The organism is Pseudarcicella hirudinis (assembly GCF_900115665.1).
Lineage (GTDB): Bacteria > Bacteroidota > Bacteroidia > Cytophagales > Spirosomataceae > Pseudarcicella > Pseudarcicella hirudinis.
In genome coordinates this window covers 126394-149704 of sequence record NZ_FOXH01000014.1, presented here as the reverse complement: position 1 = coordinate 149704, position 23311 = coordinate 126394, and the positions used below count along the sequence as shown (strand labels likewise).

Annotated in this window: 20 protein-coding genes; 10 read left to right on the top strand and 10 right to left on the bottom strand. The window is 38.1% G+C overall.

Features of this window, described 5'->3' with window-relative positions; translation table 11 throughout:
- The first annotated feature begins 99 nt into the window (after window positions 1-99).
- Window positions 100-822: a phosphatase PAP2 family protein gene (locus tag BM179_RS20145; protein WP_092018978.1), complete on the top strand. Its 723-nt coding sequence runs from the start codon at window positions 100-102 to the stop codon at window positions 820-822.
- A gap of 64 nt (window positions 823-886) precedes the next feature.
- On the opposite strand, the gene BM179_RS20140 is transcribed toward BM179_RS20145, so the two are convergent.
- Complete coding sequence (locus tag BM179_RS20140) at window positions 887-2119, bottom strand: Pycsar system effector family protein (protein ID WP_092018977.1); 1233 nt, start codon at window positions 2117-2119, stop codon at window positions 887-889.
- Window positions 2120-2585: 466 nt separating this feature from the next.
- On the opposite strand from BM179_RS20140, the gene BM179_RS20135 reads away from it, so the two are divergent.
- Window positions 2586-3707 (top strand): glycoside hydrolase family 26 protein, encoded by a 1122-nt coding sequence (locus tag BM179_RS20135; RefSeq protein ID WP_092018976.1) that lies wholly within the window; start codon window positions 2586-2588, stop codon window positions 3705-3707.
- 86 nt (window positions 3708-3793) lie between these two features.
- Complete coding sequence (locus BM179_RS20130) at window positions 3794-4993, top strand: AGE family epimerase/isomerase (RefSeq protein WP_092018975.1); 1200 nt, start codon at window positions 3794-3796, stop codon at window positions 4991-4993.
- Window positions 4994-5057: 64 nt separating this feature from the next.
- Here the strand turns inward: BM179_RS20130 and BM179_RS20125 are convergent, their stop codons facing one another.
- Both BM179_RS20125 and BM179_RS20120 read right to left on the bottom strand, forming a co-directional pair.
- On the bottom strand, window positions 5058-7904 hold the full coding sequence (locus BM179_RS20125; protein ID WP_092018974.1) for a TonB-dependent receptor: 2847 nt from the start codon (window positions 7902-7904) through the stop codon (window positions 5058-5060).
- Window positions 7905-8256: 352 nt separating this feature from the next.
- A complete protein-coding gene (locus BM179_RS20120; RefSeq protein ID WP_092018973.1) occupies window positions 8257-9570 on the bottom strand; it encodes an adenylate/guanylate cyclase domain-containing protein in 1314 nt (437 codons plus the stop codon).
- A gap of 479 nt (window positions 9571-10049) precedes the next feature.
- Between BM179_RS20120 and BM179_RS20115 the strand changes: the two genes are divergently transcribed.
- The 3 genes from BM179_RS20115 (at window position 10050) to BM179_RS20105 (ending at window position 12490) form a co-directional block, all read left to right on the top strand.
- Window positions 10050-10547, top strand: coding sequence for a ferritin-like domain-containing protein (locus tag BM179_RS20115; RefSeq protein WP_092018972.1), 498 nt, complete (start codon window positions 10050-10052; stop codon window positions 10545-10547).
- A 236-nt stretch (window positions 10548-10783) separates the two neighbouring features.
- Complete coding sequence (locus tag BM179_RS20110; RefSeq protein WP_092018971.1) at window positions 10784-11245, top strand: hypothetical protein; 462 nt, start codon at window positions 10784-10786, stop codon at window positions 11243-11245.
- 486 nt (window positions 11246-11731) lie between these two features.
- Entirely contained in the window at window positions 11732-12490 is a 759-nt protein-coding gene (locus BM179_RS20105) for a transglutaminase domain-containing protein (protein WP_310586961.1), read from the top strand.
- 82 nt (window positions 12491-12572) lie between these two features.
- On the opposite strand, the gene BM179_RS20100 is transcribed toward BM179_RS20105, so the two are convergent.
- Window positions 12573-12770: a hypothetical protein gene (locus BM179_RS20100; protein ID WP_092018969.1), complete on the bottom strand. Its 198-nt coding sequence runs from the start codon at window positions 12768-12770 to the stop codon at window positions 12573-12575.
- Window positions 12771-12775: 5 nt separating this feature from the next.
- The gene (locus tag BM179_RS25105) at window positions 12776-12931 is read right to left on the bottom strand and encodes a lmo0937 family membrane protein (protein ID WP_143095278.1); all 156 of its coding nucleotides are present in this window, start codon (window positions 12929-12931) and stop codon (window positions 12776-12778) included.
- 216 nt (window positions 12932-13147) lie between these two features.
- Between BM179_RS25105 and BM179_RS20095 the strand changes: the two genes are divergently transcribed.
- From BM179_RS20095 to BM179_RS20080, 4 genes are all read left to right on the top strand, one after another.
- Window positions 13148-14059 carry a YihY/virulence factor BrkB family protein gene (locus tag BM179_RS20095; protein WP_092018968.1) on the top strand — a complete coding sequence of 304 codons (912 nt, stop codon included), beginning with the start codon at window positions 13148-13150 and terminating at the stop codon, window positions 14057-14059.
- A 381-nt stretch (window positions 14060-14440) separates the two neighbouring features.
- Complete coding sequence (locus BM179_RS20090) at window positions 14441-14956, top strand: hypothetical protein (protein WP_092018967.1); 516 nt, start codon at window positions 14441-14443, stop codon at window positions 14954-14956.
- Window positions 14957-15027: 71 nt separating this feature from the next.
- Window positions 15028-15870, top strand: a complete 843-nt coding sequence (locus BM179_RS20085; protein WP_092018966.1) for a TspO-related membrane protein — start codon at window positions 15028-15030, stop codon at window positions 15868-15870.
- Window positions 15871-15981: 111 nt separating this feature from the next.
- Window positions 15982-16455 (top strand): Dps family protein, encoded by a 474-nt coding sequence (locus BM179_RS20080; RefSeq protein WP_092018965.1) that lies wholly within the window; start codon window positions 15982-15984, stop codon window positions 16453-16455.
- A 64-nt stretch (window positions 16456-16519) separates the two neighbouring features.
- On the opposite strand, the gene BM179_RS20075 is transcribed toward BM179_RS20080, so the two are convergent.
- The 5 genes from BM179_RS20075 to rpoN all read right to left on the bottom strand — a co-directional run bounded on the left by BM179_RS20075 (window position 16520) and on the right by rpoN (window position 23072).
- A complete protein-coding gene (locus BM179_RS20075; protein WP_092018964.1) occupies window positions 16520-17959 on the bottom strand; it encodes a hybrid sensor histidine kinase/response regulator in 1440 nt (479 codons plus the stop codon).
- Window positions 17952-18410 (bottom strand): response regulator, encoded by a 459-nt coding sequence (locus BM179_RS20070; protein WP_092018963.1) that lies wholly within the window; start codon window positions 18408-18410, stop codon window positions 17952-17954. Before BM179_RS20070 ends, BM179_RS20075 begins: the two co-directional genes overlap by 8 nt.
- A 51-nt stretch (window positions 18411-18461) precedes the next feature.
- On the bottom strand, window positions 18462-20012 hold the full coding sequence (locus tag BM179_RS20065; protein WP_092018962.1) for a PAS domain-containing sensor histidine kinase: 1551 nt from the start codon (window positions 20010-20012) through the stop codon (window positions 18462-18464).
- A gap of 91 nt (window positions 20013-20103) precedes the next feature.
- Window positions 20104-21573, bottom strand: coding sequence for a sigma-54-dependent transcriptional regulator (locus BM179_RS20060; RefSeq protein WP_092018961.1), 1470 nt, complete (start codon window positions 21571-21573; stop codon window positions 20104-20106).
- A 74-nt stretch (window positions 21574-21647) separates the two neighbouring features.
- Complete coding sequence (rpoN, locus tag BM179_RS20055; protein ID WP_092018960.1) at window positions 21648-23072, bottom strand: RNA polymerase factor sigma-54; 1425 nt, start codon at window positions 23070-23072, stop codon at window positions 21648-21650.
- Window positions 23073-23311 lie beyond the last annotated feature (239 nt).

Here is a 23311-nt window from a genome sequence, read left to right as displayed (position 1 = left end):
GAATTTCCTTAAATTACTCTCTAAAATGCAATACTTTTTTAGAGATTTCTCGTTTAAACAAAGATAATACTATCATTTACTATCCAATTTACCGCTAAGATGAAATTCTATTTTTTTTTCATAACAGTTTTTTTCTTCAATACATTTAAAAATTTTTCTCAGGAAAGAGATTCGACTTTTAGAAAAGTCACCTTAAAACAATTAATATTTCCCACTGCCCTGATCGGAACCGGGATGATATTTATTAATAACAGTACCAAAGCCGAACAAAAGGAATGGCATGAGAAATATCTGAACAGTTTCAGGACTCATGCAGACGATTATCTGCAATATGCCCCGCAAGTGGCTGTTTTAGGGTTAGATTTAGTCGGGGTGAAAAGTAAACATAGTTTTGCAGATAAAGCCGGAGTACTCCTGATAGGAAGCGCATTGATGGTGGGAACGACAACGGGACTTAAAAATCTGACACATGTTACCAGACCTGATGATTCCGGAAATGATTCATTTCCTTCCGGTCATACGGCCAATGCTTTCTTCGGAGCAGCTGTTTTTGCAGAAGAATATGGTGACAAAAGTGTCTGGTACACGATTGGGGGGTATACTGCTGCAACTGCTACCGGAACATTGAGAATGTTAAATAACCGCCATTGGTTGTCTGATGTGCTGGTTGGAGCGGGGATAGGTGTACTTTCTGCCAAAGCCGCTTATATTATTTATCCATGGCTGAAAGAAAAACTGGGGAAACACAAGCCCGGGAATGTGGCAATTGTACCGATTTATGACGGAAGAACAATGGGAGGAAGCGTAGTTGTCGGTTTTTAATTTTCTGACACTTTCCGATCTAAGCCATGAAACTTAATACTCAGGTATTCTTTCATGGCTTTTATTATTTAACAGCAGACGGTGGAAACAGATACATGGCTACACCAAAAGCCAGAATTGAAGCGACAAAACCGAACATAAAAATGTTATAGGAGATTCGAAGCATTTTATATTTTTTCCCCAAAACAATACCCAGATAGTAAATATCCCTCGTCATTGAGGCATACAGGAAATCTGAATCGTTCATCATAGCCTTCATCCCTTCCTCATAATCTTTGAGTTTCATTTGGTGAAAATTTCCGAAAAAAAGCAGATTGGCCGTTTTGTTTTCAATATCAGCTTTGGAAAACTTTCCGCTGGTAACATTTGGTCTGGTGGCCAGAATGGCAAAAATAGTAGCCAGAAGGCAAACAACCGTGAGCATAATGGTCGGAATAATCAGATTTGGAAATTCTTCCAGCTTTCTGATTAAAATACTGATAATCAGGGAAACAATGATTGTATTAACAGAAATCATAATATTGGCCTTGTTATCAGCCATATTGGAGAGCTGAAAGTGATTCGAAGAAGTTGTCCGGAACATTGTTTCAATTCCTCTGTCCGGGCGTTTTTTGCCATCCTTCTCTTTTTCCTTTTCCTCTCTTTTTGCTTCTTTTTTGTCCATATGTTTTATTTCCTCCTCCTCTTCATCTGGCTTATCGTCCTTTAATGAGGCCAGTTTTTTAATAATTTTCAGCATATTATCCTGTTTTGCAGGACCATATTTTTCTCTGGCATAAGGTGTGAAATATTCATGCGACTGCATAAAACCCAATGTGAGTTTCATCCATTTCTTTTTGCCTAGCTTATGCTTTGTTTCACAGATTTCTTCTCTTAATGCCTCGGTTTTATTAAAGAAATCCTCATTGGCAAAATGTGATAAATCAGCATCACACATCACCATTTCCTCAAGATTTGAGGGCTTCTGAGGCATTTTGGTTGCTGCAATATAAGACTGGATTTTCTCAATCTTTTTATGCGGGACATCAAGCTTACTCAAAAAGTCAGAGGCGATGCCCATGCTTCTTTCTTCATGGTTATCACTGCCCTCCATATATCCCAGGTCATGAAACCATCCGGCAATAATAAGCTTTTCAATCTCTTTTTCAGAAATATCAGATGCTCTGCCAATTTCCTCAACCGATTGTACAACATAACGGGTGTGGTCTAAATTATGGTAACAGTACTTTTGAGGCAGGGTTTTCAAAAGCGATTCAGAGTACTCCTCAACCGCTTCTATCAATTCTGTACGCATCATTTTATTATATATTCTACTCCCGGAGGATAAACAAAAATTTCAACAAAAAAGTCCTGATATTCTAACGTTAAATTAAGTCTAATTAAGTTAAATCTCCTGATTTTTTTTGAAAAAATCATCCTGCAGAACATTCATGTGTACTCTGCCTCATCAGCCAAAACAATAGAATGACTGCCGGCATCTGAGAATTGCGGATGCTTTAGCAGATTGAATGTGGAGAACAGGTTAAAAATGTACTATTTTATGTTCTTGAATGAATAAAGGAAATTTCTGATATCTTGATACTATTTTGATTAATGAAATACTTTTTTAACTCAAATTGCTCCCTGTATTCAGAACTTTCGTTTTATCGGTGTTATAAATGGATAAAAAAATACTATGCAGTGTTTATGAATTACTTCTAATTTTGTCTGTGATTAATGCAAATCTTAATACAATGTTAAATAGGATTTTTCCGATAAATCTCATGAAACTAAAATTTATCATTTTATTACAATTAGTGGTTTTAACTGGTTTCGGACAGGATCTTCCTGTTGATAAAAAGGCGACTACGGAAACGAAGAATCTTTACCGGAATCTGAAAAAACTGATGAAAAAGGGCACAATGTTCGGTCATCAGGATGACCTGGCTTATGGACTTAATGCCGACCAGACGCGTTGGGTGGGAGAAGTGAATAAGTCTGACGTAAAATCTGTTACCGGACAATTTCCGGCAGTATTCGGCTGGGATCTGGGCGGATTGGAAATGGATCAGTCTGAGAATCTTGACGGTGTTCCTTTTTCTGAAATGAAGAAAAATATCGTTGAAATCTATCAGCGGGGAGGAGTCAATACCATCAGCTGGCATTTCAGAAATCCGCTGGATCCTAAGAAATCCGCCTGGGACAAGCAGGATTCTACAATAGGAAATATACTGCGCAATAAAGAAGCACTTAAAAATTATACGAACTGGCTTGATAAAATGGCTGTTTTTGTGTCTGATCTGAAAGGGCCGAAAGGAGAATTTATACCCGTTATTTTCAGACCTTTTCATGAACATACCGGCTCCTGGTTCTGGTGGGGAAAGAACCACTGTTCTCCGGAGGAATACAAGCATTTTTGGCAGTTTACAGTCAATTATCTCAAAAATGTAAAAAATATCCATAACCTGATTTATGCCTATTCCACAGATGTTTTTTCTTCAAAAGAAGAGTATCTCGAACGTTATCCCGGCGATGAATATGCTGATTTGTTAGGGTTTGATACTTATCACAGAAATGCTCCCGGCAGTAATGAAACATTTATAAAGAATACCCGCCGGATGTTATCGGACCTGCACGAAATCAACCAAAAAAGTAATAAAATTATTGCCATCACAGAAACAGGGCTGGAAAGATTAACGGAGGAGAAATGGTGGACCAATATCCTTTTGCCAATTCTTCAGGGGAATGATGTTTCATATGTATTAGTTTGGAGAAACGGGCGGCCGGATCATTTTTATGCGCCTTATCCTGGTCAGGCAAGTGCCGCTGACTTTGTTGATTTTAGCAGAAATCCTGGAATTTTCCTTGAAAAGAAAACCCGGACAGAATCGCTCTATAAAAAATAAAGATTTCGGGCAACTCTTTTCACAAATGGTCTGAATGAGTAAGATCAGGGCATTTAGTATCTATTCTCTTTTACATTAATTAATATATGAATCCCCGCGTTGAGATTTTTTCAAAAGAAATTCAGGCAGAACTGTATAATATTCTGACCTATTGGAAACAACATTCCCCAGACACTGAAAATGGCGGTTTTCTGGGAAAAATTGACAATAACGGAAAAGTCCATACGGAGGCTCCGAAGGGAGGCGTATTGAATACCCGGATTCTGTGGACGTTCTCGTCAGCTTATAACCATTTGAAAGATGAAGAATCTCTGCTATTGGCTGATCGTGCTTATGTGTATCTGAGAGAGCATTTCAGAGATCCGGAAAATGACGGATTATTTTGGTCGGTTGATTATAATGGTAAACCGTTGAGTAAGAGAAAACAGATTTACGGACAGGCTTTCGGAATTTATGGATTGAGCGAATATTTTATAGCTACCGGAAAAGAGGAGGCTTTGTCCTTTGCCAAAGAGCTGTTCTATCTCATTGAAAAACATAGTTTTGATGCTGAAAAAGGAGGATATTTTGAAGCCTTTTCTGAAAACTGGGTGCTTATTGATGATCTGAGATTAAGTGAAAAAGACCGGAATGATCCTAAAACGATGAATACGCATTTGCATATTCTGGAAGCGTATGCAAATCTTTATAAAGTGTGGAAGGATGAAGATCTGAAAAAACAAATCAGGCATTTGCTTGCTGAGGTTTTTCAGGGTAAAATTATTCATCCTGAAACCAGGCATTTACAATTGTTTTTTGATAAAGACTGGCACACCCAATCTGAGGCTATTTCTTACGGACATGACATTGAAGCGGCCTGGTTGCTGCAGGAAGCCGCTGAGATTTTGAATGAAGAAGAGATAATAGCTGTTTTCAGAAAGCTGGCTGTTGAAATAGCTGATGCTTCGACCGAAGGAATAGGAGAGGACGGTGCTTTTAACCATGAGTTTGATCCTTCAGATAATCACCTCGACAGCCACCGGGAATGGTGGGTTTCTGCAGAAGGAATGGTTGGTTTTCTGAATGCCTTTCAGCTTACCGGAAATCCGGAATATTTTGAAAAGGTTATTAAAATTTGGGATTTTACAAAACAAAATCTGTTAGACAAGGACCAGGGAGAATGGTTTTGGGGAAGATTTAAAGACGGAACCCTGATGAATAATGAGGATAAAATCGGCTTTTGGAAATGCCCTTATCATAATGCACGGGCTTGTATGGAAATAATACACAGACTTGGTAAGTGTTAATGAAAAGAGGAGAATTACCGTCGGGTAATTCTCCTCTTTGGTGATTTGGAATCTGAAGAATTTCTTAAATTCCGTCAATTGTTACAGCCAGGTAGTATAAACCGCCGATTGTCGGGCCACCTGCATATTGGATATAACGGTTATTCAGAACGTTTGAAGCACCCAGTTTCACAGTCGCTTTATATTGAGGGACTCTTAAATTGATCTGAGCATCAACATTTGAATAAGCGGCTACTGTTCCGTTTACAAGCGGGCTTTCCCACAAGAAAGCATCCTGCCATCTCCATACTACATTGAATCCGAAATTTTTAACAACTTCTCTGTTGCTCAAAGAAAGGTTGGTAGCCCATTTCGGGGTATTAAAACCTGTTACGAAAATATCAGGCGTAGCATTTGACTCGATGTTATTGTAATTAACATTTCCTGAAACAGTAAACTTTTTGTAAAAGTTATAAGTAAGCCCAAGTGAAGAGCCGTAGCTGTTATAAGTATTTTTAGCGTTGGTATAAACTCTGTAACGTGTCTGGTTAGCACGAATCAGCATATCCTGTACAGCGGCATCGGAACCAACTTTTCCGGAAGAAGGAACGGCTACCTCAACCTGTCCAAGGAAATTACTGTAGCTATTGTAATAAGCATCTACATCAATAGAGAGTTTGTTATTCAGCAACACGCTTTTATAACCAACTTCAAATGAGTTAATCTGCTCAGGCTGTTCTGCCGGTAAATTGGCTACCTGTAATAGACCTCTTTCCTTCAAAGCAGCATCCGTTTTCTTAATTCCGTTTGCCACGTCAGCATTAACGGCGTTGGTAAAGTTATTGATTGAAGCCAGTGTATAAGAGTTTTCAAGATAACCCAGGCCTTCATTCACTCTTGCAAGACCACCTACACGGCGTACGTTACCATTATTTACGAAAGACAATGCTTCAAATAAAGCAGGGAAACGGTATCCGTTCTGAAAAGAAGCACGGAAATTGTGTTTTTCAGCAGCTGTATAAACCAAAGCAACTCTTGGGTTGAATTTCGGAGAAAATTCAGGGTTATTATCTACACGGCCAGATGCTGTAACTTTAAGTTTATCATCAAAGAAACGCTTGGTCAATTGTGCAAATGCACCATATTTTGTATAATATTGGTTGTTACCTCCCGGTAAAGTACGTTCAGCCAATGGTCTTGAAAAATCTACAAAGTTGTTTCCATCCGGAATTACTTCATATAAACGATAATCTGCTCCGACCAATAAATCAAATATTTTGATTTTGCTGCTTAAATCATATTGTAAATCAGCATGATAAGTTCTGCTTCGCTGAGTCATCCATGCACCACCTGTGGCAGGAGCACCCACTACGTTTGCTGCATGATCCCAGTTATTAATACCGATAATGGTACTTTTTAAGGCATTAAACTCAGGTGTTCCGGGTAAAACTCTTCCCTGATCTGCTGCTGCTCTGGCCTGTTGCATTGCTGTTGCCAGATCAACACCACTGTTTACTGCTGCCTGTAAAGTGTTAGTGAATTTGGTTGTCCAGTCTTTGTTTGACAAATGTGTTAAATCAAGGTTGTCAGCCAAAGGTTTTACATTGTATGAATCTCCGGTATTTTCAATTAAAGCGTATGCTCTAAGGGTGAAAACGGGGCTTTTTAATTCTAATTTATGGTTCTGAACTGTTACACCGTCTAATCTCACTTTGTTACCTCTCTGGAAAGTACCGTCCATCAAGCCATATCTGTAGTTGTAAGAGAGCTCAAGTTTTTCATTCAGTTTGTAGAAAAGACCAGCATCAAACTTGATATTTTTGATTTCAGGATTTACCAGATCTTTCTCATAATAACCTGTTCTGCGAACATTAAATCCTTGTGTTTTACCCTGATAGTTAATTGTAACAGTGTTGTTATTATTACTTTCATCACCATATCTGTTCCAGGCATCATAAGCCGGGTTATTAATGCCTGAAAGTTCAGGGAAACGCGGGTTAGCTGAAGTTAAATTCTGAGGGTTCTGGTCGTTCTGAGAATTTGAAACCCAGTCAGTACCTTTCAGATAACTGAAATTTACTTTGAATGCAAAGCGGTTATTGAATGCCTTGGCATAACGGATAGCTGTTTCCGTCAAAGGACTTGCTGAGTGATCAACGCCATCAACGTGGTTTACACCTACTTTTTGATAAACACTTAATCCCTGATAACGGAAAGGGCTTTTTGTTTGCAGGTTTGCCAGACCATTAATGGCATTCATTCCATAAAGTGCAGAAGCTGCACCAGGTGTAATTTCCACACTTTCAATATCTAATTCTGTTGGTCCGATGGCATTCCCAAGCGGAACCCCTAAGGTTGCAGCCTGCATGTCAACTCCGTCAACCAATTGCATGAAACGGAAGTTGTTAGGAATGTTGAATCCGCGGGTGTTAGGCACTTTGAAAGTTAAGCTTGAAGTGATCATTTGTACCCCTTTAACGTTTTCCAGTGCATCATAAAAACTTGGAGCTGCAGCTTCCTTAATTGCACGAATGTCCAGTTTTTCAATGGCAACAGGAGATTTAAGAATGCTTTCCTCAACTCTGGATGCCGTAACAACTACTTCCTGGCCTAAGATAGACTGTGTTACGAGTTCAATATTCAATTGATCACTAAGGCTCTTAACTTCAAATTCCTGTGTGGCATAACCTACATAAGAGAAAACAAGTTTGAATGGAAATTTCAGTTTGGTTTTCAAAGCAAAAGCACCTTTACTGTCAGTAATACTGCCTGTAACGGTTCCTTTTACCTGAATTCCGGCACCAATCAGTGGCTCTTTACTGTCTTTGTCAATAATTTTCCCTGATATTAAAATAAGATTGTCTTGTGCCTGAGAACTAAATATTCCCAGACCTGTGGTTAAGAGAAATAATGTTAGTAATAATTTTTTCATGACGATAAGAGTATATTTATTCTATGGTTTTTATAGATAATACAAAGATGATTTCCGGATAATTTTTGACAAAGATAATAATTGAAATTTAATAGTCTATAAAAATCATAGATTTAATAGGTGTATTTTTGATTTTATGTATTTTGTATAAAAAAATAAAAAAATAATTATATAGTTTACCTGATTTGACCAAATAAAATAAAGAAGGCACTATACGAAAGGGGAGTAAAAACAACTGAAAAAGTATTGATGACCAAAATGTTGGAAGGAAAATCAATCGGAGAAGACTTAAAACAGGAATTGCCATAAAGATGATTCTTCCGGGCAACTCCTGTTTATTAATAACTCACAATTAAGCCAGTTGCCACAAGGATATTTCTTCTTCAATACCTTTTAAATGTACATAGCCGACCAGCTTCGACTCAATTGGAATTGCAGTAATTTCATCAACAACCTGTTGACTTACCAGAATATGTGAATGATATTCTTTGTTGAGCTGTTCGATTCTGGCAGCCTGAATAACCACATTTCCGGTAATGTTATATTGCTGACGGGTTTCAGAACCGATGTTACCGGTTACTGCATCACCGACCTGAATGCCCATATTGACAATGGTATTGGGAATCAGTCCGTTTTCATTTGCGTTGCGGATTTCATCCAGAATATCTATTGCGGCTTTTACGGCATTTTCAGCAGGATTTTCAAGTGAAACCGGAGCCCCGAATGTGATCATACAGCCATCCCCTAAAAATTGATTGATAACCCCTTTGTGTTTGTTGACAATTCCTACAACAATGCCAAAAAAGGCATTCTGATATTCTACTACCTCTTCCGCAGAATGTTTGTCGGCATATTTGGTAAAATCTCTTATGTCAACAAAAATGACAGCTACTTTCATGTGCCGGCTTTCCAGCGTACCGGACTGAGCGAGCATTACCTGTACAATTTCCGGTGAAACCTGCTGCCCGAAAAGCCTCAGGATCTGGTTTTGTTTTTCCGTGTTTTCGATAGATAACTGAATACTTCTTTTAATCTGCTGAGCAACATATCCTGCGGCAATTCCGGATAAAATCAGGATAAAAGATTTTGCGATGTAAGGAAGTATCGACTTGGCATAAACATCATTTTCAGAATAAACAGCCTGTTTTTCAATTAAAAAATAACTTAATGCCAGAAATTGTAATCCGGCCATTGTTCCCGTCCAGAGTGATACAGAGAAATTCAGACGGAGTGTTGAAAGGATAATAAAAAAGAAATAGATGAAAGTAGGAGGGGAAATCATGACCAGAATTGGCTGCTGAAATTCTTTCGAAATCCAGTATAAAGTTCCGGTAAGACAGGTTAACTCGAAAGTGGAATTGCCGAATTTGGCGAAAATCGGAAATTTCGGAATCAGAATCATCCCTTTTTTAAAGAAAAACCAGATCAGTGCCTCATACAAACTCATCAGAATGAGGTACGTTAATAAGGTTTGATAAAAACTGTTGTAGAAAAAAATGGTATGATCCAGTAAATTAAAAAACAACACTAATCCCCCGACGCCGAGGGCAAAGATAAAAGCTAACAGACCAGCCCGTTGTCTCTCTCTCCGAAAATTCTCTTTTTCGAATTCTCTTTCAAAGAAAGTTTCAAGCTGGATATTTCTGCCGGGAAAACGAAACTTCATGTAAATTGTATAATTTTTTACTTCAAATGTTAATAATTTATTTGCTTCACAGAATGGGTTTGCTTACTTCAAATGTATAAGATTTCGCATGGATAAGTTTCGGGTATCAAAAAAAATCGAAAATTTTCGGGATAGTTTAAGTAGTTTACCGCAGAATTTCTCTTATTAACACATAGAAAGCAGGACAATAAGGTTCCTGCATATCTTTACATTTATATTTCAACAAATAATATCTACGATTAAGTTCAGAACAGGAGTCAGCTCTGTTATTGGCTCTCATCAGTTATTTTACAGTATCCGGGTTAAGTTTTTTTTGATTGCTTTTAAGGTTTGCCGGAATAGGTTTCCCCGCAAAGAGGACATTATTCTACAAGTTCAGGGCTTTATGCGTTGAAAATCAATGGAATAATGTTTTTTCTTTCCTGTGTAATCTTTCTTAAAACACACTAAAATGTTATCATGCTAAAATAAACTTAATTATGGAAAAGCATCAGGAAATAATAGAAGTATTAAACGAGTTGATAGAAATAAATATCAGCCGTTTAGAAGGTTATCAGAAGGCGACAACTGACGTATTTGACGAAGACCTCAAGGTTTTATTCGAAGGAATGGTCAATGAAAGTACATTATTTGAAAACCAGATAGCGGACTTTGTGATCAGTTTAGGGGGAGAACCTGCAAAAGATTGTACTTTTGTCGGAAAAATCCATCAGATCTGGATTGACTTTAAAGCTGCGGTTTCTGCCAATAACCGCCATGCCATATTAAGCTCATGTGAATTTGGAGATGAACAGGCGATCTTAGCATATGATGCCATTCTGGAAATAGATGAAGTACAGAAAACGCCTGAATTGCAAAGATTTCTTTCCGGTCAGCGACAAGCAATCGATGAGTCATTGAAAATTATCCGTTCTCTTTTACATGCAACCCACAATGCAGATGCAGAACTGGAAACATTACGTAATCAGGAAAATTAACAATATTTAAATATTTAGTATAGGTTTAGGGAATATGGAAATGTCGTGACCATTAGTTATGACATTTTTTTTATACTTTATGCCGGGTTCAGGATCCGGTAAAAGTCTCCCGGATTTTGGTTTGGGGAAATTCTTACCCATAAATTATTCCGTTATACAATTTGTAACCACTGTTGTTCACGGTATGGAATTTTTATAACGTATAGAAATAAAGAACCTTAAACAAATCTGATCATATGAAAAAGACAACATTTCTATTAACGGTAGCACTTATTTCGGGCATTTTTGTAGCAACAACAACTTCTTGTTCCCGTGAAAAAAAGCAGGAAGTGGCCAATGAAGCTCAAAATGCACAGGAAGATGTAGAAAAAGCCGCCAAAGATGCTGCGGATAAAGTGAAAGATACCGCAGATGATATAAAAAGCGGTGTAAATAAAGAGAAAGAGGAACTTGTTGCGAAAATAGATAAGCAGCAGGAAGCGATTAAAAATGAAATTGCCAGAATAGATGGTAAAATTGCAACCGCAAAAAATAAGGAAAAAGCAAACTGGGAAGCCCGCAAAAAGAAATTAGAAAAGGAAAAAGAGAATCTGGATGCTTCTTTGAAAGAATTAAAAGACAATACTAAAAAAGAATGGAAAGAGCTGAAATCCGAACTAAATAAACAGATTGACAAAGCTCAGAAAGATTTGGAGTAAGTTTTCAGAAAAATAATATATAATATGATATGCAAAAGAGACGCTGGTGACAGCGTCTCTTTTGCATATAAATATGTGGTCAGGTTTTAAAGGATTGGGTTACTGAAAGTTCAGAGGATAACGGGAATTAACCGATGTAGCCCGCATTACCTGCATAAATTTCTTGCTGAAAATAATAGATAGGATTCGATTTAGAGACAGGGAAAAAAACACTTTGTAATGAATGAGAGAATTAATGTAACCAATTTGAAAATAAATGATATGAATGTTGAATTGCATTAAAATATAAGTTTGCAGGATTTTATAATCTATAAGAGATTGATTTGATGTAATATCCTTTCATTTAAGGTTAAAAGCTTTGAAAATAGCGGGTTTGACAGAGATGATTTTAAACAGGAAGCAGTTTTTTATTCGTATATTGTAGAAAAAAACTGCCAAAATATATTTTAACCCTTTATGAAACTATACGCCGGGTGTTTTCTTAAAATGGAAGCATCGCTGCCGACTCCAACTATTTTGATGCTTCGTCCCCGCAGCGGCGGCGGACAGTTTGTACTCAGCGAAGAATATATCATGGAACCCCACGTAGCTGTAAGCGAATATACTGACAGTTACGGAAATTTTTGTCAGCGTCTGATTATTCCAAGCGGGACTTTTTCCATTAAAACCCGTACCTGTGTAGAAACGATCGATGAAATTGATGTTGACTTTTCTGCTGAATTAGTACCCGCTGAAGACATTCCTGAAGAAATATTATCCTTTTTATTGCCAAGCAGATACTGCCAGTCCGATTTACTCGGGCATATGGCTCTGGAGATTGTAGAAGGTTATCCTCAGGGTTATGAGCAGGTAGAAGCAATCAGAGCCTGGATAAGGAAAAATATCGTTTACGAGTACGGAACTTCTGATGTCTCTACTTCAGCACTGGATACTGCACGTACCAGGACAGGCGTTTGCCGTGATTTTTCTCATTTAGGTATTTCCCTGTGCAGAAGTCTGAATATTCCGGCAAGAATGGTAGTCGGGTATCTGTATGACCTGAAACCGATGGATCTTCATGCCTGGTTTGAAGCCTATCTTGGCGGAAGATGGTACATTTTTGATGCTACGCAGGAAAAACCGGTAGGCAAAAGAATCAGCATTGCTTATGGGAGAGATGCCGCAGACGTAGCATTAGCCACGCATTTTGGTCTGGTGAATTTACTGGAGATGAACGTCTGGGCCAATGATACACCTCAGGAGTAAGAGAGCAAACAAAAATGCCATAGGCTATACTAGCCCATGGCATTATAGTTCCACTTTTGATACCTAACCACTTGTTACGTTCTTATGTAATCTTTCTAACTACTTTCTTTGAATGACGTAGAAATTCATAAAAATTTCTACGATTGTCTGCCAGATCATTTGCCCTGTGCTCTTTATAACCGGCACTGGAAATGTCTTTCAGAATGGAAATCCCGAATCCTAAAAGGAAAATGGAAAAAATGATTTCCACCATGTTTTGAATGATTGCTATATTATCCATAATCGTCAGATTTTAGAAGATCCTTTGATCAGACCCAGGATTAACGAGATAACAGCAATAAGCAACAGTGTATGGATTAAACCACCCAGGCTGTATGCAAAAACGCCTAATGCCCAGCCTATCACCAGGATTACAGCTATTATATATAGGAGACCTCTCATCTGTATTAATGTTTAAGTGTAAGATTAATTTGATGATTTTATACATTAAAAAATCTTACCAATCTCCTGAACCTTAATACTTTGTATGGAAATTGTAGAAAAAAGATCCCATATGAATTTTTCTGCGTGTAAATTTCCCCAATAAAATTGAAAAGCCTGTCATTGTTAGCGTGGTACGGAATTGATTTTCTTTAAAAAGCACGATTATTAACGCTTATGAAACATACATTGAATAAATACTGGGAGACCTTAAAATACGCCGGAAGCGAATTTATGAATGACAAAGCCTTGAAAATGAGTGCTTCTCTTTCATATTATACCATTTTTTCTCTGGCACCAATGCTTATTATCATCATATCAGTCTGTAGTATATTTTTTGGAAAAGATGCTGTTCAGGGACAGGTGTTTTACCAGATACGTTCTATGGTAGGAAATAATGCAGCTTCTCAAATACAGGAAATTCTGAAAAACTCCGAACTTTCCAATCAATCAGGCGTAGCGTTGATTGTCGGAATCGGGACTTTACTGATCGGAGCAACCGGAGTGTTCGGAGAAATACAGGATTCCATTAACGCAATCTGGTCATTGAAAGTTAAACCCAGGAAGGGCTGGCTTAAGCTGATTATTAACCGCTTATTATCTTTTTCCATGATTATAAGCATTGGTTTTCTTTTACTGGTTTCTCTCATGGTGAATACACTTTTAGATATTTTCAATGCCCGGCTGCAATCTTTTTTCCCGGATGTAATGGTTTCATTGTTTTATGTATTGAATATGCTATTGGTATTTTTGGTCATAACCTGTCTTTTTACCCTTATTTTTAAAGTATTGCCTGATGGAAGACTGCGTTGGAAAGATGCCATAATAGGGGCGGGGTTTACTGCGGTTTTATTTATGATCGGGAAATTATTGATTACCCTATACCTTAGCCAGACGCAGGTTGTTTCAGCTTATGGCTCTGCAGGGTCTATTGTGCTGGTTTTGCTCTGGGTAAATTATTCTTCTACAATTCTGTTTTTCGGAGCCGAATTTACAAAGGCATATACGATATTTTTCGGACAGAAAATTATTCCGAATGAAGATACTGTTATCGTTGTACAACGGGAAATACAACCCCTCACTGATTAAGGGATTAACACATTGCATGAAAATGTCAGTTTCCTGTGCAAACCCCGTTCTTTCCGGACGGGGTTTTTATTTGTGCGTACATTCTTCTGCTGTGTTGAATTTGTGGAAAATGTTACCCACGATGTGCAAAACGGTACTAACATTATGTCTCGAATATGCAAATAAATGACTGGCACTTTTATTTGACAGAATATAATATCAAAGGATCCGGTATAAGAGGTTTTGTTTGTGTATATGTATGATTATCAATAGTTTGTGTTTTGTTATTCAGTTAGAATTAGCTTTAAACAAAATATAGTTTTCAGAAAAATACCTTGAAACCGGATCTTTTTAAAACATATTCCTTAAACATATATTTATCATTTTCTACATAATCACTTTATGAAAAAGCTATTAATAACCGCAATTATTTCATTATGCGCATTGCAATCATTTGGACAGGCTAAAAACTGGGCAATTGGTTTTAAACTTGGAGATCCGACAGGACTGAATCTCAGAAAATATGGCGAAAAAACAGCATTTGACGTCAATATCGGAACTTACGGATGGTTGTATGGAACTACCAGAGATTACAGAAGCGGGCAGTACAAAAGTTCAGGACTTTCTGTGACGGCCTCTTATTTGTGGTACACGCCAATGTTTGGAGATAATTTTAATATTTATGGTGGTTTAGGAGCACAGGTTAATTCCCGGAAATACTACCCTGATAAATTTAGCTCAGTTGACGCATATGTAAACACAATCTCTCTGGGTGTGACGCCAACCGCAGGAATGGAATATTTTGTGCCATATAAACCTTATTCCGTTTTTCTGGAAGGAGGGCTTTATACAGAACTTATCCCTGATATCTTTTTTGTCCACCCGCAGGTAGGACTGGGTTTAAGGGTTAATTTTTAGAAGGTCAGTTATACACCTATGTTTTAAATGCTTTTCAGCGTGCCTGATTAAAAAAACTAAAAGATAAAACTATGGAAAATTCACTCAAAATCAGAACATTACAGGCATTGAACATTGTCGCATTTTTGGTGATGGCAGGATTTAATGCTCTGGCAGAAATTTTGCCGATTAATGATAAAACTACCAGACAGCTATCCGATCAATATCCTAATTTATTTACGCCTGCGGGTTTCACTTTCAGTATCTGGAGTGTAATCTATTTATTGCTGCTGGCTTTTACTATTTTTCAGGCAAGCGGTTTTTTCAGCAAAAAGGTTTCACCGACCGTTGCCGCTTTGCACAAAGCAGTTGGTTTGGATTTCGTTTTAACATCATTTCTTAATGCTTCATGGATAATTGTATGGCATTTTGAATGGGTGGCGCTTTCTGTGGTGATTATGCTCATCATGTTATACCTTCTGGTGAATACTCTGCTCAATGTTACAAATATGAGTAAGGAAATAAAAACTTCAGAACGGTTTCTCATTCGCGCATCTTTCGGGCTTTATACCGGCTGGATTTCGATGGCAGCCATTGCTAATATCACCGTATTTCTTGTTTGGGCTGGCTGGGATGGATTCGGACTTTCTCCGGAATTCTGGACCGCAGCAATGATCGGCACCGGGACAATAATCACTTTATTTATGCTTTTCAAAACAGAAAATGCATATTATGGTTTAGTAGTAATATGGGCCCTTTTCGGAATCATGGCTAAACAATATGAGCAGGTCCCTCCGGAGAGAATGATTGTCCTGATTTCAGCATTATGCCTGATTATCATTGCTGTCATCACCATTATTTATGGCGTAAGGAGTTTCTTTCGTAAAACCAGAGACTATTCTCATCCGCTTCGTTCACAGTCATTGTTTTCGTAAACTTCAAAAAATCAGGTATTTATAAGGGCAGATCCCTGAAATGAATAATCTATTTTTGTCAGTAATCAGCCCAAGTATATTGTTACATCTCAATTTGAAAAATAAATAAGAATGAAACCTAATATTGGAATAACTGAAACAAATCTTGAAAGTGTGGCTTCTGTATTAACCACCGTGCTTGCCAACGAAATGGTGCTTTACACTAAAACCAGAAAGTATCATTGGAATGTCTCAGGAGAGAGCTTCATGGAGTATCATAAATTATTTGAAGAGCAATATGAACAATTGGAGGAATCTATTGATGAAGTTGCAGAGAGAATCGGTAAGCTGGGAAGTCAGACTATCGGAAGTTTACAGGAATTTCTCGAACATTCTACCTTAAAGGAGAGTGTTGGAAAAAATCCTTCTTCCAAAGAAATGATTAAAGAGCTTCTGGCCGATCATGAGGAATTGATAATAACCCTGAGAAAAGACGTTGATTTGTGTGCAGAGCAATTTCAGGATGCTGGAACGGCTGACTTCCTGACGGGATTGATGGAACAGCATGAAACCATTACCTGGACGCTGAGAAGATATTTAAGCTAAATAAAAATCCTCCGGAATGTATATTTTGGAGGATTTTGTTGTAAATAAGGTAGCAATTTCAAATTTATGTGTTCAGATGTAAAGGAAAGGTTACCGAGAAGTTTGTACCTTTTCCTACTGCGGATTCTACTTCTGCAGAAGCCTGATGCGATTGAATAATATTTAAGGTAGCTGCCAGACCTAACCCCATTCCCTGAGATTTAGAAGTAAAATAAGGCTCAAATAATCTTTTGAGATTTTCCGGAATAATGCCAGAACCATTATCTTCAAAGCAGACTTTGGCTCTTTTCTCACCTGATTCGGTTGAAATAATCAGTTTCCCTGTATTTTCTTCCATAGCCTCCAACGCATTCACGATGATGTTTGTAAAGGCAATTTTGATTTTAGGAATATCCAGCCAAAGTAAAATATCTTCTTCCTGAAAATTTGTAATTACTTCAATATTTCTCAGTTTAGCCCGATCCTGAGATTCAGCAATAGTCTGATCCAGTACTTCATGAATGGACACTTGTTGAAGACTCATCTGGGTAGGTCTGAGAGAGTTAAGCAACTCGGTAATCAGATCATTAATTCTTTTGCTGTTTCTCTTAACAATGTCCAGAAACATCACCTGGCCTTCATCTTCAAGTTCACTTTGGAGCTGTTCTACAGATAGATTAATATTCGTAAGGGGATTTCTGACTTCATGTGCCAGTGTGCGGAGTAACCTTCCGGCGGCATTAAATTTTTCAATTTGCAAAGCTTCCTGCTCTGCTTTTTTACGGCTGGTAATGTCATGGATAATGCCCTGAAAGAAAACTTCGCCATTGTGTTTTTCCTGAAGGCTTGCAGAAAGAATGCAGATGCGTTTTTCTCCGTTTTTGGTTCGCAGAGTTATCTCATAGTCCTGTATTTCACCATTTTCATGGAGAATTTCAATAAGATATTCTCTTTCAGATTGATCTTCGTATAAATCTGTGGCATAGATCTGCATGAATTCTTCCCGGGTGAAGCCTAATAAATCAGTGGCTGAACTATTAAGGTAAACAAAACGCCCTTCGGGATTTGAAATGAAAATCATGTCTTTCGATTGCTCGAAAAGACTTCTGTAACGTTCCTCACTGGTTTTGAGAGCTTTCAGATTGGCAGAGCGGTCGAGGGCATAGCGGATAGTTCGCTCGAGCTTTTCAGAATCGAGCTCGCCTTTGATCAGATAATCTACGGCACCAAGTTCCATCGCTTCACGATCGATGCGCTGATCTCCCTTCCCGGTAAGAAGAATGATAGGTTCTTCGCAACCTGCTTTTACCGCTTCCTTAATTAATTCAAGGCCGGTTTTAGCTCCGAGCAGGAAGTCGAAAAAGTATATATCGTACTGACGTTCGAGTATTTTTGGAAGTGCATCACTAAAATTGGATGCCCAATGTACAATGAAAGATTTATCAGGAATATCCCTGATATAATCACTTGTCAGAAGATAATCATCTTCGTCATCATCAACCAGTAAAACTTTGATTTCATTCATGATTCGGATTAGGAAGTTTTACAATTTCGAACCAGTACTGGCCAATCGAACGCGTTACGGAAATTAATTCTGTAAAGGTTACCGGCTTGGTTACGAAGCAATTAACGCCAAGATCGTATGTTTTTATAATGTCTTCTTCAGCTTTTGAAGTTGTCAGAATGATAATCGGAATACTTCTCAGATCAGGATCAGATTTTATTTCCTTTAAACATTCCCTGCCATCTTTTTTAGGCATATTTAAATCCAGTAAGATCAATCCGGGTCTTGGAGCATTAATCGAAGCATCTGCAAAACGACCCTGCTTTCTTAAATAATCCATTAACTGTTGCCCATCTTCTACAAAATGAAGTTCATTTAAGAGGAAATTTTCTTCAAGAGCTTCTTTGGTCATTTGCCGATCGTCCGGATCATCATCTGCAACCAAAATGGATATGCTACTATGGTTTTTCATTTTTTAAATGTGGTTTGAATTATTATGTCATAGAAAAAGACCGGAAGGGTTTCATGACAATTGTTTTCTGGGTAAAATAATAACAAATTCTGTTCCGACTTCGGGTTCACTTCTGGCAAAAATAACACCTTCATGATTTTCTGCAATTTTTTTGCAAATCGCTAATCCAATCCCCGAGCCTTCAAATGCGGACCTCCCATGTAAGCGTTGAAATATCTCAAAGATTTTTTCAGCAAATTCCATTTCAAATCCCATTCCGTTGTCTTTGATAGAAATGCGGATATATTCATTGATTTCAAGCAGGTTATGTGCGGATAGTTCTTCCGGAGAAGGTGTTTTTGCTGTAATCTCAATGGAAGGCCGCTCTTCAGTTTTAGAGAATTTGATTGCATTGCTGATCAGATTCATAAAAAGCTGATTCATTTGAGAAGGAATGGCTTCCAGCGTTGGAAGATTTCCTGAAATAATCCTTACATTTTTATCTTCAATTTTTAATTCGAGGTCATTCAGAACATCTTTCAGAATCAGATTCAGGTTGGTTTCTTTGAAATCATCAACTTTTCTGGTAGTTCTTGAATAACTGAGCAGATTATCAATGAGTAGTTTCATTCTGACACTGGCATCAGTCATCCGGTTAAGATAAAGTAAACCCTCTTCGCCAAGTTGTCCGCTGTATTTCTTGGATAACCTTTCTCCGAAAGCAGAAATTTTTCTCAGCGGTTCCTGCAAATCATGCGAAGCGATATAGGCAAACTGTTCAAGATTCTGATTGGATTTCTTAAGATCATTGATCTTCTGCTCCAGTTTTGCCTCGTATGTTTTAAGAATGGTAATGTCTGCGGTGGCAGCCAGTAATTTAGTATAATTCCCTTTTTTATCAGGAAGCAGCATACCTTTTCCTTCCAGGTATTTCATCTGTCCGTCCTTAGCAATAATTCTCCAGTTATAATGCTCATTTATGCCTTCAAGGGAGATTATTTTCTGCTCGATTTCTTCGGCGATATCCAGGTCATCCTGGTGAAAATGAGCTTTGAAAAAGCTTGTCGGGATTTTTTCAGGAAGCTCTCCCGTTTCATACCCAAAAAGCCTCTTTGTTCCGTTTGAACAGGTCAGGTAATGATCAATCAGGTCATATTCCCAGCTTCCGCATTGCAGCATTTCTTCCAGTAATCCGAAGCTATGCTTGCTCCTGGCCAGCTCTTCAGACAAGTTTTGCTGTATGGTAATATCTTCTGCAATACCCAGCACTTCTGAAGGATGCCCGTCTTTATCCCATTTTAATATGGTTTCCTGCGTTTTGAGATATTTTACCGAACCATTTTTGTGTAAAACCTTTACTTTATATTTTACCGTAGCATTTCCCCTGATTTTGGCATAATGTGACCATACCCCACTTTTTCCATCCGGTAACTCCAGAATTTTTGGGGCCCAGTTATTTCCGGCCTCCTTCAGATCATCGTAAGTGTATCCTAAAATGTCCTGGATTCTGGGATTGATGTAAGTAAACTGCTGATTAATCACATCCATAATATAAATCAGGTTGGGTGACAAGTCAGTTAGTAACTGATTCAGGTTGGGGTTGTCATGGGGAAAAGTTTTCATTTTATCTATTGCTTGCCGGGCTGTTCACATGGTGCAGACTCCAGTCAATGATTTGCTTGAAGTCTGTCCCTGTTCTTTAGGGAAATCCGCACTATTTACTAAAATGTTTCATTTTGTTGTAAAGCGTTTTGCGGTCGATATTCAAAATTTCCGCAGCCTTACTTTTATTAAAATTGACCTGTTGTAAAACCTTCAGAATCATATCATATTCCGCATCGAGTGCTGCTGCTTTCAAATCCTGCTGATTCCCTTTGGTATTCTGAGCTGCCGGAGGAATAAATGGCTGATTCTGAGGCTGAACTTCGGGAGATATGATGTTAATCGTTTGAGGATTATTTTCAATGGACAGTAATTTAGAGTAGTTGAGCATTTCGAAAGGCAATGACCGGGCTTCAATCAGTTTTCCTTCGGAAAGCAGTGCGGCTCTTTTAATTACGTTTTTTAATTCCCTTAAATTTCCATGCCAGGGATAATGAAGGAAAGTCTCTTCTACGGCGGGTTCAAAACCCTCCATCTCTTTTCCCAGGTCTGCTTTGGCAGATTCCAGGAAAAACCTGGCAAAAGTCATAATATCACCTTTCCGCTCGCGCAAAGAAGGTACATCTATGCTGAATTCATTGAATCTGTGATAAAGATCCTCTCTGAATTTTCCTTTGCGGCATGCTTCTGTAAGTTTCTCATTACTGGCAACAATAATGCGGACATCAAGCTGGATTTCTTTGGTGCCTCCGATTCTTTTCATGATTCTTTCCTGTACAATACGAAGTAAAGAAACCTGAATTTCATAAGATAAATTGGCCACCTCATCAAGGAAAAGCGTTCCGCCGTTTGCCAGTTCAAAATGCCCGATTTTTTGGTTTAAGGCTCCTGTAAACGAACCTTTTTCATGTCCGAACAACTCACTCCCGGCCAATTCTCTTGAAATCGCCCCGCAGTCCATTGCTACAAAAGGCTGGTCTTTTCTCCGGCTTCTTTTGTGTATTTCGTGGGCAATGACTTCTTTGCCTGAACCGCTTTCTCCATAGATAATGACGCTGTAATTGGTTGGAGCAACCAATTCAATCTGTTTGATAAGGTTTTTTGATTCCGGACTGTTTCCAAACACATAGCCTGACCCTTTGGCGGGCCTGCCGGATTTCGGGAGATCTGTTTCCGGATTATCCTCTTTTTCTGAAGAAACAACCCGTCCGAAACCAGTGGAAGTACTATCCAGAGCTTTTCTGATGGTAACCAGAATTTCATCCGGAAAAAGAGGTTTGGTAACATAATCGAAAGCGCCTTGTTTCATTACATTTACAGCAACTTTGATGTCAGAATAGCCTGTAATTATGAGTACAGGCATATGAGGGTATTTCTCTTTTATATTTACCAACAACTGACCTCCGTCAATATCTCCTAATTTAAAGTCAGTTATGACCAGATTCGGACGAAATTCATCCAGAATAGCCAAACCGCTTTTCCCGTTATGAGCGATTTCTACCTCATAATTATTTTTAGTCAGGAACCTTTTAAGTAAGAGGCAGATATCGGTATCGTCGTCAATGACCAGTATTTTTTCCATATAGCTTTATTGGTTTTGGAGAAGTTCAGGGCTCCGGAATACAGGGGTGTTAATTTCGTTAAATGAAGTAGCTGTTAAAACAGCCTTCTCATTTTGGCATTCGGAATATCAAGTTGTTCTCTGTACTTGGCGACAGTTCTTCTGGCAACATTGTACCCGTTTAAAGCTAGTTTTTCAACCAGTAAATCGTCATTAAACGGATTAGTTTTATCTTCATCTCTGACGATCTCAGACAAAACAAGCTGAATTTCCCGGTTTGAAACTTCTTCTCCTTTCGAATTGATGAGTCCTTCTGTAAATAAATCTTTTAAATTGATATTACCAAATGGCGTTTGTACGTATTTACCACTTGTTGTGCGCGAAATGGTTGAAATATCTCTGCCAACTATTGCAGCAATGTCATTAAGAATCATTGGTTTAAGGCGTTTTATATCACCTGTTTCAAAATAATCGTACTGCAATTTTACAATGGCTTTCATAGTAGCAGTCATGGTTTCTTCACGCTGTTTCAATGCATCTATCAGCCATTTGGCAGAACTGACTTTCGATTTGATGTATTGCTCCGCTGCTCTGTCATTTCCGCTATGCAATTCATTGAAAATAGGATTGATTCGTATTTCAGGAATATTTCTCCCGTTTAGAACCACTTCTATTTTGTCTCCTTCATAGTGTAATACATAATCGGGATAAATGTTTTGATTTTGCAGTATATTTTCCTGTCCGTACCCCGCCAGAGGTTTGGGATTAAGACTGGTAATAAGCTGAATCGCCTCCCTGAGCTGTTCCGGACATAAGTTTAATACATGAATGAGTTTTTCATAATTCCTTGCAGCAAGGTCATTCATATAACCTTCAACAATCTTTCTGGCGGTTTCTATCTTCACACCCTGTTCCTGTTTCCGTTCCAGTTGGGCTAAGAGACATTCTTTCAGGTTACCGGTCGCCAGGGCAGGAGGATCGAGCTGACGGATGATTTGCATAATGGGTTGAAATTCTTCTGATTCCACAAAAAATCCCTGAGAAAAGGAGATATCGTCTGCCAGCGTTTCAAGATCATAAGCCAGAAAACCGTCATCATCCAGAGAGTTGAGGAGGAAATCGGCTAAAAGCTGCTGCCTTTCAGTCAGATTATAAAACCCGATCTGTTCTTTTATTTCATCTAAAATACTCTGCTTCTGAACGATTGGTGTCGAATATAATTCATCGTCAGCACTGACATTATTTGATTTGGTTTTATAATCCGGAATGTCATCATTTCCATATTCATCCCAGTCACGAAAATCTTCAGCGGGAGACAAAGCCTCCGCTTCAGCAAAATTATCCTGATCTGTTTCGGCGACAGTTTCTAAAGAACCCTCTTCCAATACCGGATTTTCCTCGAGTTCATCCTTAATTCGTTTTTCCATTTCCAGCGTTGAAAGTTGCAGCAAATTCAGAAATTGAATCTGCTGGGGAGATACTTTCAGCGACTGCTTTTGTGTTATTACCTGATGAAGCATAATTTTTCGGTTTAAGGGTGCAGTAATTACTTATCCAATTAGCAAGCCAAAAATGAAAAAACGTCAGACAGAAGGGGTTTGGTAAAAAGAAATAGAAATTTCAGAAGATTTTATTTTGTATAATTTATTGATTGTCAGGTATTTAAATGTTTTTTATTATTTTTTATAAACATTGTTTAAAGATCGTGGTTGAATAGATTATATTCGTAATCGAATGTAGATGGAGTCATCACATTGTA

Bases quoted from the DNA above. Each gene is read 5' to 3' on its own strand.
- BM179_RS20145 (WP_092018978.1), top strand. From the start codon at position 100: ATGAAATTCTATTTTTTTTTCATAACAGTTTTTTTCTTCAATACATTT.
- BM179_RS20140 (WP_092018977.1), bottom strand. From the start codon at position 2,119: ATGATGCGTACAGAATTGATAGAAGCGGTTGAGGAGTACTCTGAATCG.
- BM179_RS20135 (WP_092018976.1), top strand. From the start codon at position 2,586: ATGAAACTAAAATTTATCATTTTATTACAATTAGTGGTTTTAACTGGT.
- BM179_RS20130 (WP_092018975.1), top strand. From the start codon at position 3,794: ATGAATCCCCGCGTTGAGATTTTTTCAAAAGAAATTCAGGCAGAACTG.
- BM179_RS20125 (WP_092018974.1), bottom strand. From the start codon at position 7,904: ATGAAAAAATTATTACTAACATTATTTCTCTTAACCACAGGTCTGGGA.
- BM179_RS20120 (WP_092018973.1), bottom strand. From the start codon at position 9,570: ATGAAGTTTCGTTTTCCCGGCAGAAATATCCAGCTTGAAACTTTCTTT.
- BM179_RS20115 (WP_092018972.1), top strand. From the start codon at position 10,050: ATGGAAAAGCATCAGGAAATAATAGAAGTATTAAACGAGTTGATAGAA.
- BM179_RS20110 (WP_092018971.1), top strand. From the start codon at position 10,784: ATGAAAAAGACAACATTTCTATTAACGGTAGCACTTATTTCGGGCATT.
- BM179_RS20105 (WP_310586961.1), top strand. From the start codon at position 11,732: ATGGAAGCATCGCTGCCGACTCCAACTATTTTGATGCTTCGTCCCCGC.
- BM179_RS20100 (WP_092018969.1), bottom strand. From the start codon at position 12,770: ATGGATAATATAGCAATCATTCAAAACATGGTGGAAATCATTTTTTCC.
- BM179_RS25105 (WP_143095278.1), bottom strand. From the start codon at position 12,931: ATGAGAGGTCTCCTATATATAATAGCTGTAATCCTGGTGATAGGCTGG.
- BM179_RS20095 (WP_092018968.1), top strand. From the start codon at position 13,148: ATGAAACATACATTGAATAAATACTGGGAGACCTTAAAATACGCCGGA.
- BM179_RS20090 (WP_092018967.1), top strand. From the start codon at position 14,441: ATGAAAAAGCTATTAATAACCGCAATTATTTCATTATGCGCATTGCAA.
- BM179_RS20085 (WP_092018966.1), top strand. From the start codon at position 15,028: ATGGAAAATTCACTCAAAATCAGAACATTACAGGCATTGAACATTGTC.
- BM179_RS20080 (WP_092018965.1), top strand. From the start codon at position 15,982: ATGAAACCTAATATTGGAATAACTGAAACAAATCTTGAAAGTGTGGCT.
- BM179_RS20075 (WP_092018964.1), bottom strand. From the start codon at position 17,959: ATGAATGAAATCAAAGTTTTACTGGTTGATGATGACGAAGATGATTAT.
- BM179_RS20070 (WP_092018963.1), bottom strand. From the start codon at position 18,410: ATGAAAAACCATAGTAGCATATCCATTTTGGTTGCAGATGATGATCCG.
- BM179_RS20065 (WP_092018962.1), bottom strand. From the start codon at position 20,012: ATGAAAACTTTTCCCCATGACAACCCCAACCTGAATCAGTTACTAACT.
- BM179_RS20060 (WP_092018961.1), bottom strand. From the start codon at position 21,573: ATGGAAAAAATACTGGTCATTGACGACGATACCGATATCTGCCTCTTA.
- rpoN (WP_092018960.1), bottom strand. From the start codon at position 23,072: ATGCTTCATCAGGTAATAACACAAAAGCAGTCGCTGAAAGTATCTCCC.